Annotated in this window: 6 protein-coding genes; 4 read left to right on the top strand and 2 right to left on the bottom strand. The window is 59.9% G+C overall.

Annotated elements, in window-relative coordinates:
* Positions 1-38 precede the first annotated feature (38 nt).
* The 4 genes from N688_RS07555 to N688_RS23745 all read left to right on the top strand — a co-directional run bounded on the left by N688_RS07555 (position 39) and on the right by N688_RS23745 (position 14372).
* Positions 39-2084, top strand: coding sequence for a non-ribosomal peptide synthetase (locus tag N688_RS07555; protein ID WP_052888712.1), 2046 nt, complete (start codon positions 39-41; stop codon positions 2082-2084).
* Between the two features lie 134 nt (positions 2085-2218).
* Positions 2219-3466: a cytochrome P450 gene (locus N688_RS07550; protein ID WP_052888711.1), complete on the top strand. Its 1248-nt coding sequence runs from the start codon at positions 2219-2221 to the stop codon at positions 3464-3466.
* Positions 3467-3476: 10 nt separating this feature from the next.
* Entirely contained in the window at positions 3477-6851 is a 3375-nt protein-coding gene (locus N688_RS23750; protein ID WP_052888710.1) for a non-ribosomal peptide synthetase, read from the top strand.
* Between the two features lie 69 nt (positions 6852-6920).
* Complete coding sequence (locus N688_RS23745; RefSeq protein ID WP_052888709.1) at positions 6921-14372, top strand: non-ribosomal peptide synthetase; 7452 nt, start codon at positions 6921-6923, stop codon at positions 14370-14372.
* Positions 14373-14677: 305 nt separating this feature from the next.
* Here the strand turns inward: N688_RS23745 and N688_RS07535 are convergent, their stop codons facing one another.
* Positions 14678-14950, bottom strand: coding sequence for a hypothetical protein (locus N688_RS07535; protein WP_052888708.1), 273 nt, complete (start codon positions 14948-14950; stop codon positions 14678-14680).
* A 246-nt stretch (positions 14951-15196) separates the two neighbouring features.
* Complete coding sequence (erpA, locus tag N688_RS07530; RefSeq protein WP_052888707.1) at positions 15197-15598, bottom strand: iron-sulfur cluster insertion protein ErpA; 402 nt, start codon at positions 15596-15598, stop codon at positions 15197-15199.
* Between the last annotated feature and the right edge of the window lie 135 nt (positions 15599-15733).

The following is a 15733-nucleotide window of genomic DNA, read 5'->3' as shown; positions in this document are numbered from 1 at the left end:
ATATGTGATTCAATTTGTGGCAGGAGCAAACTATTTATATGGTCTTTAAGCAAGAAGAACTGTACAGCAGCAATTTCTCAGGGCTAACAATGACAGCTAGAGATGCAATAGAGAAGATTCCCGGTAATCTTCTGCCGAGCGAAGTAGAACAGCCACTTAGCCTATGGATCGCGGTCAGGCGAGATTATCCGCGTAATGCCTGTGTCCCGTCTCTTGTTGCCCAACAGGCACATGAGCACCCACTGGCTCCAGCAGTAGTGACAGCGCAGACGACATTGAGCTACCAGGAACTGAACAGGCGCGCCAATCAATTGGCCCATTACCTGCGAGCTCAGGGGGTCTACCCCGGTGTGCCCGTCGGCCTCTACCTGGAGCGCTCGCCAGAGATGGTAGTGGGGCTACTGGCTATTCTTAAAGCCGGTGGGGCCTACTTGCCGCTCGATCCGTCTTATCCGCATGAGCGCGTTCGCTTTATGCTGGAGGATGCCCAGGCCCCCGTATTGGTTACGACTTCGCGCCTGGCCAGCCAGCTTGAGCGGGAAGCAGCGCTCCCTACTCAGCAGCGTGTTTACCTGGATCAAGATGCCGCCCGGCTGGCAGTCCAGCCAACGGGGGAGATCGAGGAGCAGCAGGCCACGCCAGATGATCTGGCCTATGTGATCTATACCTCGGGTTCAACCGGGCGCCCCAAGGGGGTGGAGGTCACACACGATAGCCTGCTGAACCTGATCTTCTGGCACCAGCGCGCCTTCTCGGTGAGCGCTGCCGATCGGGCCAGCCAGGTGACCAGTCCGGCTTTCGATGCAACCGGCTGGGAGCTTTGGCCTTATCTGACATGTGGCGCAGCTGTCTATCTGCCTGCCGATGAGCTGCGCTTCTCGGCACCAGCGCTGCGCGATTGGTTGGTCGAACAGGCCATCACCATCGCTTTCTTGCCAACCCCACTGGCCGAGCACCTGATTCAACTCTCGTGGCCTCGCGAAACGGCTTTACGCTTCTTGCTGACAGGAGCCGATACGCTCCATCGCTATCCACAGCCCGGCCTGCCCTTTACCCTGGTCAATAACTACGGGCCAACCGAGGCCACGGTTGTAGCGACCTCCGGACCAGTGCCACCAGTGAGCGAGCCACTGGCAGAGCCGCCATCCATTGGCTGGCCTATCGATAATACATCGATCTATATTCTCGATGAAGCGCTTCGCCCCGTGCCCTGGGGTGCTCCTGGCGAACTGTATATCGGTGGCCAGGGAGTAGCCCGCGGTTACCGAGGTCGTCCGGAGCTGACCGCCGAGCGTTTCCTTCCTGATCCGTTTGTTCAGCAGCCCGGGGGCCGCATGTATCGCACGGGCGACCAGGCGCGCTTCTTGCCGGATGGCCAGATCGCTTTTTTGGGCCGCCTGGATAATCAGGTCAAGATTCGGGGCTACCGCATTGAGCTGGATGAGATAGCCACCATGCTCAACCAGCAGCCAGGCATTACCGCCAGCGTTGTTGTTGCCCACGAGGAGCGGCCAGGCGAGAAGCAGCTCGTCGCTTATGTGGTTACTTCGCCCGAAACGCAACTCACCGCCTCTCAGCTGCGCACGGCGCTCGCCAAGCAGTTGCCCGATTACATGCTTCCGACGATCTTCGTGCGTCTGGAAACCCTGCCATTGACTGCTCATGGCAAGATTGACCGCGAGGCTCTACCACCACCCGAGACTGGCAAGATCCTGTCAGCAGCGTTAGAAACGAAAGAGGCAGGGATGGCAGGTCCAGCTCCGTCTCCCGTGAGAGAGGAGGCCGCGGCCCCAACCAACGCTATCGAGCAACAGGTGGCAGAGGTAGTCTGCTCGCTGCTGGGACGCCCGGCTATCGATGTTAACGCTAACTTCTTTATGCTCGGCGGCCATTCTCTGCTTGGGGCCCAGCTCATCTTGCGCTTGACTGAGCTGTTTGGAGTGCAGATTTCACTGCACACGCTCTTTACCGCTCCAACAGTGCGCCAGCTCGCCGCTCGCATCGAGCAGCTACTGCTTGAACGCCTGGCGACCATGAGTGAGCAGGAGGCCCATAGCTTGCTAGAGCAGCTTCAGAACAGCTAAGACCAGGAGAGGAGAGGGTTTGGCATGCTACGCTGGCCGCCAGAATACGGGGGAGAACGCTGCCAGCACAGTTGCCAATGGAAGGAGAAGGTACAGTCGGTCTTGTTTCTGGACAAGAGGAGCCCGAGACAATTATGCAGGAACCGAAGTCGGTGACGCCACCACAACAGCAGGAACCACCACTAAGTCTGTATCATCTACTTGATCCAGAGGTTCTGGCGAATCCTTATCCACTCTACCACCGCCTGCGCCGCGAGGACCCCGTTCACTGGGACCCGTTTTTGCACGCCTGGGTGGTAACACGCTACGCCGATGTGATCACGGTCTTTCAGCGCTTCTCTGCCCAACGTACGCCAACCCCTGAGCAGCTGGAGGCTATGGGGATGCAGGCCCTGGCACCTTTGGCCCGCGTGATGGTCAGGCAGATGCTGTTTCTGGACCCACCAGCTCATACGCGGGTGCGCAGTTTGGCCGCGAAGGCCTTTACTCCTCGCCGCGTGGCCGTGCTGCGCGAGCATATCCGCGAGATCACGAATAGCTTGCTCGATCGCGTTCAGGCCCAGGGAGAGATGGACGTGATCGCAGATCTGGCTTATCCTTTACCTGCCATTGTGACCGCCGAGATGCTGGGGGTGCCTACAGCCGATTGGCAGCAGTTGACAGCCTGGTCAGCTGACTTCGCACAGGTGCTCGGGAATTTCCAGCATAACCCGGACCGGGCGGCACAGGTGATCCGCAGCCTCAATGAGATGACTGCCTATTTTCGCGCAGCCATCAGGGAAATGGAACACCATCCACGCGAGGGCTTGATCCAGGCATTCTTGACCGCCGAGATCGACGGCGACCGCCTGAGCGAGGAGGAGATTATCGCTAATACGATTATTACGATGGTGGGAGGGCAGGAGACAACTACTAATCTGATCGGGAATGGCGTGCTGAGCTTGCTGCGCCACCCGGATCAGCTTGCTTTGCTACGCGCAGATCTCTCACTGATCCCATCGGCAGTAGAGGAGTTGCTGCGCTACGAGAGTCCCAGCCAGCATACGGCTCGTCTGGCCCCCGAGGATACGGAACTGGGTGGGAAGCAGATTCGGAAGCGCGATGCTGTGATCGCGGTTATGGGCGCAGCCAATCGCGATCCAGAGCGCTTCCCCGATCCTGACCGCCTCGATATTCGACGCCAGGACAACCGCCATGTGGCCTTCGCCTGGGGCAGTCATTTCTGCTTCGGGGCAGCTCTGGCACGTATCGAGGGCCAGACCGCTATCGAGCTGATCGTGCGTCGCCTGCCCGGCTTGCAGTTGAAGCCCGGCCCGCTCGTCTGGCGTGAGAATCTCGGCCTGCGTGGCCTCAAGAGTTTGCCGATATCTTGGGAAAGGTGAGAGGTGAACGATGAGCGAGAACCACCCTGCGGTGGATGTACGACAACTACTGCTAGAGCAGTTGCGTCAGAAGAAGTTGGCCGGCGCACCATTGGCCCAGAGGTTGCTAACCCCTCTTCCCCGACATGAGTCAGGACAGCCTGCACCACTCTCGTTTGGACAACAGCAGCTTTGGTTTCTGTCCCGCCTGGCAAAGGAGCCAGCCTATAATGAGTGCGTAACTGTCCACCTGCCAGGCACATTGGACCGCAAGGCTTTTGAGCGCAGCTTTAATGAGTTTATTAGACGCTACGAGATCTGGCGCACAAGTTTTCCCGAAGAGAATGGCCAGCCTTTTCAGAAGATTCATCCTTTCGAGCCACTGGCCTTGCCTTTCGTGGATCTGCGCCACCTCTCCCCAGAAGAGCGGGAGCAAGAGGCTCAACGCCTGGCCGCCGAGCAGGCTCGCCTGCCTTTTGATCTGGCAAGTGGTCCCCTTCTGCGCGGTTTACTTGTTCAGATCGATGATCAGCTTCATCGCCTCTACTTGACTTTACATCATATTATTTTCGATGGAGTTACTCTTTATCAGGTCTTTTTGCCAGAATTGTGGACACACTACGAGGCGTTTTGCAACGGTCTCCCCTCACCCCTACCCGAGCCAACCTATCAGTACGCTGACTATGCGCTGTGGCAACAGGTCACCGTCAATCAGGATTTGCTTGATAGGCAGCTCGCTTATTGGCAAGAGACACTTGCTGAGGCACCAGCGCTGCTGAATTTACCTACGGATTTCCCGAGACCGCCAGTTCAAAGTTTTCGTGGTGGAATGGTGCCTTTTGCGTTGAGCAGAGAGCTAACGGAGGCCCTCAAAAGTTTGGCACGTGAGGAGGGTGCAACCCTTTATATGGTCCTGATGGCCTCTCTCCAGCTTCTGCTGTACCGCTATACCCGGCAGGAGGAGATCGTAGTCGGGGCTGTCTTGGGAAGCCGCGAACAGCGTCCTGAGTTCGCCAACATGCCAGGTTATTTTTTGAATACGCTTCCGCTCTCTTGCAAGTTGACAGATAGCTTGAGCTTCCGCTCGCTGCTGCACCAGGTGAGAGAGAGAGTAATAGGAGCAATTGCTCATCAGGATATCCCTTTCAGCTACCTGGTGGAGCAGCTCCAGGTTGAGCGTTCTGCTGCGTGGAATCCACTGTTCCAGGTGGCACTGACGCTTGAGCCGCAGCTGCCAGTATTGCCTTCGGGCTGGACAATTACACAGATGGATGTGAGTGCAGGGGTATCCAAATTTGATCTTTCGCTGGAGGTTGATGACCGACCTGATGGGAGATTGATCGGACGCTTTGAATATAGCAGCGATTTGTTCGAGGAGGAGACCATTGCGCGTCTCGCCCGCCACTGGCAGACCTTGCTCTCCTCCCTCGTCTCCGATCCCGCCCGCTCTCTGGCCTCTCTCCCTCTCCTCGACGACCAGGAGCGCCTGCTCCTTCTCTCCTCCTTCTGCTCCTCTCCTCAGCCCCTACCTCCCTCCCCCGTTCCCGCCATCCATCTCCTCTTCGAAGCCCAGGCCCTCCGCTCCCCCTCCTCCTGCGCCTTGCTGGAACCGGCCTCCGGCTCCTCCCTCTCCTACCAGACCCTCAACTGCCAGGCCAACCAGCTCGCTCGCCTCCTGCTCTCCCTCGGCCTCTCTTCCTCCTCCCCTGTCGCCCTCCTGCTCCCTCCTTCCCCTTCCTTCTTCGTCTCCCTCCTCGCCGTCCTCAAGGCCGGCTCCTTCTATCTCCCCCTCGATCCCTCCACTCCCCCAGCCCGCCTGACCTCCCTCCTCTCCCAGGTCCAGCCCTCCTTCCTGCTCACCTGCCAGTCCCTTGCCTCCTCTCTTCCCTCTCTCCCCACCGGCACCACCCTCCTCTCCCTCGACGCCCCCAGCACTCAGGCGCAGCTCGCCGCCCTGCCTTCCGACAACCTCCCCTGGTCCGGCTCCCCTGACCAGCTCGCCTACCTCATCTTCACTTCCGGCTCCACCGGCTCCCCCAAGGCCGTTTCTATCTCTCACGCTAACCTGCTCGCCTCCACCCTCTCCCGCCTCCTCTTCTACCACCACCTCCCCCCTTCCCGCTTCCTCCTCCTCTCCCCCTGCTCCTTCGATAGCTCCGTCGCCGGCATCTTCTGGTCCCTCTCCTCCGGCGCTACCCTCGTGCTGCCTCCTTCCCCCCTCTCCGACCATCTCTCCCTCCTCCCTTCTCTGCTCGCTCAGACCCACATCTCTCACCTGCTCGCCGTCCCTTCCCTCTACCGCTTCCTCCTCACTCACTCCTCCCCCGCTCAGCTCGCCTCCCTGCGCTGCTGCATCGTCGCCGGCGAAGCCTGCCCACAGGCCCTTGTCCGCGAGCACTACGCCCTCCTCCCTCACACCCCCCTCTTCAACGAATACGGCCCCTCCGAAGCAACCGTCTGGGCCTCCGTCCATCTCTGCTCCCCTTCCGACCCCTTCCCTTCCTCCCCCATCGGGCGCCCTCTCCCCCACTGCCGCCTCTACGTCCTCGATCCCTCCCTCCAACCCGTCCCCATCGGCGTCCCCGGCGAACTCTTCATCGGTGGCCCCTCCGTCTCTCCCGGCTACTTCCGCCAGCCCTCCCTCTCTGCCTCTCGCTTCCTGCCCGACCCCTTCTCCTCTGACCCTCACGCTCGCCTCTACCGCACCGGCGACCTCGTCCGCTGGCTCCCCAATGGCTCCCTCCTCTTCCTGGGCCGCCTCGACCATCAGGTCAAGCTCCGCGGCTTCCGCATCGAACTCGGCGAAATCGAGGCCTTCCTCTCGGCTCATCCCGCCCTGCAAGAGGCCGCCGTCCTCCTCCTCCAGCCTTCCCCTCACGATCCTTCTTCCGCCCAACTGGTCGCCTATGTCGTGCCTCGGCCAGAAGCAGAGCTTACTCTGCCCAATCTGCACCAGTACTTAAAAGAGCACTTGCCTGACTATATGATTCCAAATACATTTGTGAAACTGGAGCGATTACCAAAGAACGAGCATGGAAAAATTGACCGTGCCCGTCTGCCAAGGCCAGAGGAGGCCCATATTCTGCGCAATGACAATCAAACAGAAGCAAGCCTTAGCAATCCAGTCGAGGCGAAGATTGCAGAGCTGGCGGCGTCGCTCTTACATAGAGAGCACATCGACCTTGAGGAGAATTTCTTCCGATCAGGAGGGAATTCGCTGCTGGGCGCCCAGCTTCTCCTTCGCATCTCCGAAGCATTCGGCGTTAATTTGCCGCTCCAGGTCCTCTTCAGAAGTACTTCGCTACGTGCGCTGGCAGCAGAGGTTGACCAGCTGCTCTTTGAGAAGATAGAGAACATGAGCGATGAGGAGGCCGAAGAGTGGCTCTCTCGCCTTGGTCTTGCATAAAAGCAATATTTAGCTTAAATATTCACAGAAAGTTTACTTGACCAAAGCTAGGAAGCAGGTGCAGTAGATATGGCATCACAGAGAGATCTTTCAGCCAAGAGACGTGCGCTACTTGAGAAGCTGCGTGAAGGGAATGTGACACAGCAGGCTGCAAGGACACTGCTGCCGCCGTTACCACGCCACAATCCAGAGCAACCAGCTCCGCTCTCCTATGGCCAGCAACAGCTCTGGTTCCTTTCTCAGCTACAGCCTGATTCTCCTGTCTACAATACACCTATTGTCATCGAAATTTCTGGAACTCTGGATGAGGCTGCCCTCGAGCAGAGCCTGCAGGCATTTCTGGAGCGTCACCAACTCTGGCGCTCCTCTTTCTCCATGATCGATGGCTCTCCTGTGCAGGTAGTGCAAGCTTGTCCTGCGCTCTCTCTCCCTGTGACCGACCTCTCGTCCCTGCCCGCTCCCGAGCAATTCACCGCCGCTCGTTCCCTGGTCGAGCAACAAGCACGCCTCCCGTTCGTGCTCTCTCAGGCTCCCTTGCTGCGCGCCTCTCTGCTCCGTTTTTCTCCACAGCAGCACTGGCTTGTTCTGATCGTTCACCACATTATCTGCGATGGGCACACTGTCCAGCGTATCTTGCTCCCTGAACTCTCCCACTTCTATCAGCGCTTTTGTCAGCAGCCTTCTTCAAGCATCGAGCCGGCCCCTTATCAGTACGCAGACTACACGCTCTGGCAACAAGCCCATCTCTCTAGCGAGCGGCTCCAACAGTTGACCGCTTTCTGGAAACGCTATTTAGAGGGCGCTCCTACTACTATCAGTTTACCAACTGATCGCCCACGCCCAGCTCAGCAGAGCTTCCAGGGAGGCATCTATCATTTCACTATTGCTAAAGATGTCATGGAACAGGCGCGTCACCTCGCCCAGGAGGAGGGTGCCAGTCTTTATACCGTCCTGGTGGCAGCGTTCCAGATCTTGCTCTATCGCTATAGCTACCAGGAGGACTTTCTGATTGGCATTTTCTCAAGCGATCGCCATCATCGCCCCGAGTTTGAGTCCATCCCAGGGTATTTTCTCAATACGCTCGTGCTGCGGAGCCAATTGAACAATACGCTAAGTGGTCACGAGTTGGTGAAACAGACGTGGCACGATCTGACAGAGGTGCTGGCCCACGGCGATATGCCATTCCACTACCTGGTTCAGCAACTTCTCCCCGAGCGTGACCTCTCTCAGAATCCACTGTTTCAGGTCGCCATTTCACTGGCCCCAGCGCCTGCCTCGCTGCCAGAGGGTTGGCGCGTCCAAGAGAGTGCGCTGTCCAGCAGAAGTAGCCGCTTTGATCTCTCACTGATTCTGGAAGAGTTGTCCGACGGCTCTCTGTCCGGCAGCTTTGAATATAGCAGCGATTTGTTCGAGGAGGAGACCATTGCGCGTCTCGCCCGCCACTGGCAGACCTTGCTCTCCTCTCTCGTCTCCGATCCCGCCCGCTCTCTGGCCTCTCTCCCTCTCCTCGACGACCAGGAGCGCCTGCTCCTTCTCTCCTCCTTCTGCTCCTCTCCTCAGCCCCTGCCTCCCTCCCCCGTTCCCGCCATCCATCTCCTCTTCGAAGCCCAGGCCCTCCGCTCCCCCTCCTCCTGCGCCTTGCTGGAACCGGCCTCCGGCTCCTCCCTCTCCTACCAGACCCTCAACTGCCAGGCCAACCAGCTCGCTCGCCTCCTGCTCTCCCTCGGCCTCTCTTCCTCCTCCCCTGTCGCCCTCCTGCTCCCTCCTTCTCCTTCCTTCTTCGTCTCCCTCCTCGCCGTCCTCAAGGCCGGCTCCTTCTATCTCCCCCTCGATCCCTCCACTCCCCCAGCCCGCCTGACCTCCCTCCTCTCCCAGGTCCAGCCCTCCTTCCTGCTTACCTGCCAGTCCCTTGCCTCCTCTCTTCCCTCTCTCCCCACCGGCACCACCCTCCTCTCCCTCGACGCCCCCAGCACTCAGGCGCAGCTCGCCGCCCTGCCTTCCGACAACCTCCCCTGGTCCGGCTCCCCTGACCAGCTCGCCTACCTCATCTTCACTTCCGGCTCCACCGGCTCCCCCAAGGCCGTTTCTATCTCTCACGCCAACCTGCTCGCCTCCACCCTCTCCCGCCTCCTCTTCTACCACCACCTCCCCCCTTCCCGCTTCCTCCTCCTCTCCCCCTGCTCCTTCGATAGCTCCGTCGCCGGCATCTTCTGGTCCCTCTCCTCCGGCGCTACCCTCGTGCTGCCTCCTTCCCCCCTCTCCGACCATCTCTCCCTCCTCCCCTCTCTGCTCGCTCAGACCCACATCTCTCACCTGCTCGCCGTCCCTTCCCTCTACCGCTTCCTCCTCACCCACTCCTCCCCCGCTCAGCTCGCCTCCCTGCGCTGCTGCATCGTCGCCGGCGAAGCCTGCCCACAGGCCCTCGTCCGCGAGCACTACGCCCTCCTCCCTCACACCCCCCTCTTCAATGAATACGGCCCCTCCGAAGCAACCGTCTGGGCCTCCGTCCATCTCTGCTCCCCTTCCGACCCCTTCCCTTCCTCCCCCATCGGGCGCCCTCTCCCCCACTGCCGCCTCTACGTCCTCGATCCCTCCCTCCAACCCGTCCCCATCGGCGTCCCCGGCGAACTCTTCATCGGTGGCCCCTCCGTCTCTCCCGGCTACTTCCGCCAGCCCTCCCTCTCCGCCTCTCGCTTCCTGCCCGACCCCTTCTCCTCTGACCCTCACGCTCGCCTCTACCGCACCGGCGACCTCGTCCGCTGGCTCCCCAATGGCTCCCTCCTCTTCCTGGGCCGCCTCGACCATCAGGTCAAGCTCCGCGGCTTCCGCATCGAACTCGGCGAAATCGAGGCCTTCCTCTCGGCTCATCCCGCCCTGCAAGAGGCCGCCGTCCTCCTCCTCCAGCCTTCCCCTCACGATCCTTCTTCCGCCCGCCTCGTCGCCTTCGTCTCCGCTCGCCCCGGCGCTCAGCCTACTCCTAGCTCCCTGCGCTCCTTCCTCTCCGAGCGGCTGCCCGCCTATATGGTCCCCGCCTCCTTCGTCATCCTGGACTCTCTCCCTCACACCTCTACCGGCAAGATCGACCGCCTCTCACTAGCTTCCCTGCTTCCGCCAGAGACAAGCGAGGCAGAGAGCGAAAAGATGCAAGCAGCCAGCAACCCAATAGAGGCAACCATAGCCCAACTTTGGGGAGAGTTGCTTCAGGTCCGCTCGCCCGGTCTCCAAGACAACTTTTTCTCTTTGGGTGGCCATTCCCTGCTTGCCGCCCAGCTCTTTGCACGTATTGAGCAACGCTACGGCGTTCGGCTGAACCTGAGCACGCTTTTCAGACATCCAACGATTGCAGAGTTGGCCAAGGTGATCGAGGAAGAACTACGCCATTCAAAAGGAGGAGCCGCAGAGGAACACCTGGAGAAGACACAGGCTGATCCCGCAACGTTGCCCGCACTGCCTCACCACAATCCAGAGCAGCCGGCCCCGCTCTCCTATGGCCAGCAACAGCTCTGGTTCCTTTGCCAGCTGTTCAAAGAGAGCCCCTTGTATACAGTTCCGCTGGTCATCCGCATTGCAGGAGACCTGAATGAGGAGGCTCTTCAGCAGAGCCTTGAGACCTTTTTACACCGCCATCATCTCTGGCGCTCATCTTTCCCTTCTTTGGACGAGGCCCCGGTGCAGGTAGTGCAAGCTTGTCCTGCGCTCTCTCTCCCTGTGACCGACCTCTCGTCCCTGCCCGCTCCCGAGCAATTCACCGCCGCTCGTTCCCTGGTCGAGCAACAAGCACGCCTCCCGTTCGTGCTCTCTCAGGCTCCCTTGCTGCGCGCCTTCCTGCTACGCTTCTCTCCTCAACTCCATTGGCTTTGCCTGGTTATTCACCACATCATCGCCGACGCGCAGACGCTCTACACAGTCTTGCCGACCGAGCTTGAGCAGCTCTATAAGGCCTACAGCCAGGGCCAGCAGCCTGATCTGCCCGCCCCCAGCTGTCAGTATGTCGACTATGTCCTCTGGGAGCAGGCTCACCTGACCCCTGAACGCCTGGAGCAGCTTTTTGCCTTCTGGCAAGAGTATCTGCAAAACGCGCCGACCACGCTCGCGCTGCCAGCAGACCACCCGCGCCCGCCAACCTTCTACCACCAGGGCGGCTGCTACTACTTCTCAGTATCTCCCGAGCTCGCTTCGGATTTACAACAGCTGGCTCGCCAGGAGGGGGTCAGCCTCTATACGGTACTGCTGGCCGCCTTTCAGATTCTCCTCTACCGCTATAGCCAACAGGAGGACTTTGTCATCGGAACATTCAGCACGAATCGTCACAAGAGGCCAGAGTTTGAGGAGATCCCTGGCTATTTTCTCAACGCTGTTCCGCTGCGCAGCTGCATCACTGATCCTGATCATCTGAGCGGACACGAGCTTATCCAGAGAACCCGCCAGGCTCTGGCCCAAACCCTGGCACATGATGACCTTCCACTTCCTCTGCTGATCAGCCATCTGCTCCCACAACGGTCCGCTACAGGCAATCCCTTGTTTCAGGTAGCGATGGCCATGAACTCTTATCGCAGGCTGACCAGTGACGTGTGGCAGATTCAAGAGTTGGCCATCGATAACGGAACGAGCAGATTCGACTTGACTCTGAGCCTGGAGGAGCGCGCCGACGGAACTCTAACCGGTTGTTTTGAGTACAGTCAGGAACTATTCGAGGAGGAGACCATTGCGCGTCTCGCCCGCCACTGGCAGACCTTGCTCTCCTCCCTCGTCTCCGATCCCGCCCGCTCTCTGGCCTCTCTCCCTCTCCTCGACGACCAGGAGCGCCTGCTCCTTCTCTCCTCCTTCTGCTCCTCTCCTCAGCCCCTGCCTCCCTCCCCCGTTCCGACCATCCATCTCCTCTTCGAAGCTCAGGCTCTCCGCTCCCCCTCCTCCTGCGCCTTGCTGGAACCGGCCTCCGGCTCCTCCCTCTCCTACCAGACCCTCAACTGCCAGGCCAACCAGCTCGCTCGCCTCCTGCTCTCCCTCGGCCTCGCCGTCAATGCACCTGTTCCGCTCCTCCTGCCCGCTTCGCCCAGCTTCTTCGTGGGACTGCTCGCCGTCCTCAAAGCTGGCGGCTGCTTTGTACCTCTGGACCCTACGGCTCCCCCAGCGCGTTTACAGGCGCTTTTAGATGAGCTGCAACCTTCTCTTTTGCTGACAACCCGGTCCCTGGCAACCTCCTTGCCACCTCTGACCACTCCTTGCCTGGTGCTCTGCCTGGATACCGCAGAGACACAGGCACAGCTCGCCTCTCTCCCAGGCGAGAATCTCCCCTGGTCCGGCTCCCCTGACCAGCTCGCCTACCTCATCTTCACTTCCGGCTCCACCGGCTCCCCCAAGGCCGTGACCATCTCTCACGCTAACCTCATGGCCTCGCTCGCCTCACGCCTGGAGTATTACAAGTCGCTTCCGCCTGGGGTTCATGTGCCCCTGCTCTCCTTCACCTTCGATAGCGCCCTGGCAGGCGTCTTCTGGACATTGTGCGAAGGAGGTAAGGTGATACTGCTGACCGAAGAGCAGAAGAGAAATCTCAGCAAACTACCTGCTCTCTTAGAGCAGGTCCAGGCTTCACACCTGCTCGTCGTGCCCTCTCTCTACCGCCAGCTTCTGGAAGATCTGGCTCCCTCTCGGCTTGCCTCCCTGCGCTGTGTCATCATCGGGGGTGAAGCCTGCCCACAGGCCCTCGTCCGCGAGCACTACGCCCTCCTCCCTCACACCCCCCTCTTCAATGAATACGGCCCCTCCGAAGCAACCGTCTGGGCCTCCGTCCATCTCTGCTCCCCTTCCGACCCCTTCCCTTCCTCCCCCATCGGGCGCCCTCTCCCCCACTGCCGCCTCTACGTCCTCGATCCCTCCCTCCAACCCGTCCCCATCGGCGTCCCCGGCGAACTCTTCATCGGTGGCCCCTCCGTCTCTCCCGGCTACTTCCGCCAGCCCTCCCTCTCTGCCTCTCGCTTCCTGCCCGATCCCTTCTCCTCTGACCCTCACGCTCGCCTCTACCGCACCGGCGACCTCGTCCGCTGGCTCCCCAATGGCTCCCTCCTCTTCCTGGGCCGCCTCGACCATCAGGTCAAGCTCCGCGGCTTCCGCATCGAACTCGGCGAAATCGAGGCCTTCCTCTCGGCTCATCCCGCCCTGCAAGAGGCCGCCGTCCTCCTCCTCCAGCCTTCCCCTCACGATCCTTCTTCCGCCCGCCTCGTCGCCTTCGTCTCCGCTCGCCCCGGCGCTCAGCCTACTCCCAGCTCCCTGCGCTCCTTCCTCTCCGAGCGGCTGCCCGCCTATATGGTCCCCGCCTCCTTCGTCGTCCTGGACTCTCTCCCTCACACCTCTACCGGCAAGATCGACCGCCAGGCCCTTGCCTCGCTACCAGCTCCCGCGAATGAGAGCGAGCAAGAGAAGCAGACAACCCCGCAGACTCTGCTAGAGCGGCAACTCGCGCAGATTTGGGAAGAGCTGCTCAACGTTCGGCCAATCGGTACGCGCGACAACTTCTTCGAGATCGGGGGCCATTCCTTGCTTGCCGCCCGCCTCTTCGCCCGTATCGAGCAACAGCTCGGCAAGCAACTGCCACTCTCCCTCTTCTTCCAAGAGCCGACCATAGAGAGGCTGGCCCAAGCCATCGAAGAGGGCCCATCTGAGGAACATTCACGCGCCCCCATCATTGCCGTGCAACGTCAGGGAAAGAAGCGACCGCTTTTCTATCTTCACGGTGACTGGACCGGTGGAGCCTTCTACTGCATCGAGCTGGCAAAGCAGCTGGGAGAAGACCAGCCATTCTACGCCGTTGAACCCTACCGCTTTCCCCGGGGGGCCCCACCACCGAGCTTTGAAGAGATGGCCGCCGCACATATTGAGGCGATCCGCCGGATTCAACCCAGCGGGCCTTATCGGCTGGCCGGTTGGTGCAATGGCGGTCTGGTAGCCTATGAAATGGCACGTCAGCTACAAGCGATGGGAGAAAAGGTCGAGCTACTCGTGCTCATTGATCCCACCGCCCCCGAGCGAGGATGGAGCCGCGCCCGCTTGGCCTGCTCCTTCATCAGAGTGCTGGGCACTCTTCTGCAGCACAACGAGCAGCAACAGCTGGAGTACTTCCGCCGCTGGCGGTACCGCTACAGTCTCTGGCGCTATCGGCTCGCCCGCTGGCGGAAAGGCCCACGAGAGAATGACCCCCCTCTACCCAATGAGGGCCGCCAGCACTGGACAAGCACGTGTAGCTGGATACTCACACGCTACCGCTCAGGCCCTTATCATGGGGACATTACCTTTTTCTGGGCCGCCGAAGAAGAGCGCTGGCGCCGCAAGCCCTGGCTCGCCTTCGCCCAGCGCCATCAGCAGGAAGGCCGGGGGCGCATCGACAGTCAGGAGCTGCCTGGCACACACATTACCAGTCGCACGACCTACCTCGCGGTCTTTGCCGCGGAGCTCAAGCGTCGCCTGGATGCTGTAGAAGAGCAAGACAATCATCCACTAGACAGAACAACGGCACGTGGTGAATGAGATCGAGATAATTGCACCTGACTACAGTACCCAGACAATAGGTATCCTTTAGAGTAGCCACTTCTCCTGAGGGAAGCAAGCCACTCCATGAGTCCTACCTTCTTGCAGAGCTTTCGAGGAATTACTATAATGGAGGTGTCAGGCCATACTAGAGGTGGCGTAGACAGAACCCAGAGATCTGCCTGGGGCAGGCTGGATTGGGACGCCAGCCGGCGATCCAGCTAGCAAGCTCCGCAGTCAGTGTCTGGGAGAAAAGATCTGGGATCACGGTTGGGGTCTGCGCAGAGGTGGCCCATGCGCAAGCCTCAACCTTTTTTCTTGGGAAGAAGCGGCTGCGAAGCAGGCTGCACCGCCCTCCACCAGAGAGGGGGAAGCTGGGGCAGAGCCAGCGAGTGCACAAAGGGAACGAAAGGCAGATGAGGCTGGGGAAGAGGGCCACGCCCCAGCGAAGAGCGCAGGGGCTGCTGCCGAGCAGGGCTTTGGCGAGGGAAGAAAGCGCGTTGATGTTTGGGGAGAGTACGAATCTGGCGGTGAGAAAGAGAGAAGTAGCGTGGACGATAGGCGAAACGTCTGCTCATGCACACTCCTCTTTTGCAGCAGAAGCCTTTCCGATCATTGACCAACCGATACAACCAGGAGAGCCAGGCTCAGGCTCGCTTGTCCGTTGAGGCTGACAAACAAGCATGAAGGGGCCTCACTACAACATACGTTGAGAGAGGCCCCTGAGTTCACAATCGCATCGGCTTTATCTTGCCAAGCGAAAGAGAAAAAAGAAAGCGCTACACTAGCGTTATTCAACGAGGTAGCGCTAGGAGCGAGCGAGGTTAGCGACTGCAAGCGCAGCCACGCGGCTCGCCGCCGCCGCTGGCCGTTCTAAAGGAGTGGCCACAGCTGCAGGTCGTCACAGCATTTGGATTATTCACCGTGAAGCCGGCGCCCATCAGGCTATCAACGTAGTCGATCTCACTGCCGTTGACGTAGTCCAGGCTCATCTCATCGATGAGGACCTTGAAATCGCCCTGGGAAATGACCATATCGCCTTCCTGCTCCTCATCCAGCGTCATACCATACTGGAGGCCGGAACAGCCGCCGCTGGCGACGAAGATACGCAAGCCCAGACTGGGATCGTTCTCCTGCTGCAGAAGCTCGCGGATCTTCTCCACTGCCAGGGGAGTCAGCGTTACCACGCCGCTTTCGCTCTTTTGCTGCTGCGTCTGCTCGATCATAAGTATCTCTCTCCCAAAAGTAGAACCTGCTTGCACACCTCAAGCCCACCAAGACAGGCCCCACGCATCCAACAGACACGTGTCAGGCCTTCTATGAAGACACTTCAAGCACCTAGTTGCCTCTTATTATATCCC

It is taken from the genome of Thermogemmatispora carboxidivorans, assembly GCF_000702505.1.
GTDB lineage: Bacteria > Chloroflexota > Ktedonobacteria > Ktedonobacterales > Ktedonobacteraceae > Thermogemmatispora > Thermogemmatispora carboxidivorans.
This window is presented reverse-complemented; position numbering and strand designations above follow the sequence as displayed.